The 796-nt window shown below is 71.2% G+C and carries 1 protein-coding gene; it reads right to left on the bottom strand.

Annotated features, from left to right (window positions below; genetic code table 11):
* Positions 1-796, bottom strand: a 796-nt coding sequence (locus POF73_RS45795; protein ID WP_272125477.1) for an alcohol dehydrogenase catalytic domain-containing protein, incomplete at both ends; no start/stop codon positions are given.

The raw sequence follows: 796 nt of genomic DNA, 5'->3' as shown, positions 1-796 counted from the left end.
ATCCATGCCCCGACCACCGGTCGCCGCCAGGAACGCCGCCTCGAAGTCGGTGTCCCGGGAGGAGGCGATGTGCGCCTCGTCCAGACCCAGCTCGCGCAACGTGTCCCACTTCGCCGCACTCGCCGTACCGAACACCTCAGCACCCAGATGCCGCGCCAGCTGCGTGGCAGCCATACCCACACCACCGGCCGCCGCATGCACCAGCACCGACTCCCCGGCCCGCACCCCACCCAACTCGGTCAACGCGTGATACGCCGTCAAAAACACGATCGGCACCGACGCCGCCTGCGCGAACGACCACCCCGCCGGGATCCTGGCCACCGTCCGCGCATCCGCCACCGCCACCGGCCCGAACGCACCCGAGAACATCCCGAACACCCGGTCACCGACCGCCAGCCCGACAACCCCCGGACCGACCCCGGTCACCACACCCGCACCCTCCAGACCGAAGTCCCTCGCATCCCCCGGGTACATGCCGAGCGCGTTGAGAACGTCGCGGAAATTCACACCGGCCGCACGGACAGCGACCCGAACCTGACCCGCCGCCAACTCGGCATCCGCCTCGGGAACCGGCCGCAGGCCCAGCCCCTCCAGCGTCCCCTTCTCCACCACATCCAGACGCCACGCCGACTCCCCCGCAGGCACCGCCAGCGCCCCACTCGACGCGGCCCGACCCAGACGGGGCGCGTAGACCGTGCCGCCGCGCACCGCCACTTCGGGCTCATCGGAGGCGAGCGCGGCCGTCACCACGGCCCAGGATTCGTCCGTACCATCCACATCCAGCAACGCGAACCGT

The sequence above is a fragment of the Streptomyces sp. HD genome, from assembly GCF_028369295.1.
Taxonomy (GTDB): domain Bacteria; phylum Actinomycetota; class Actinomycetes; order Streptomycetales; family Streptomycetaceae; genus Streptomyces.
This window is presented reverse-complemented; position numbering and strand designations above follow the sequence as displayed.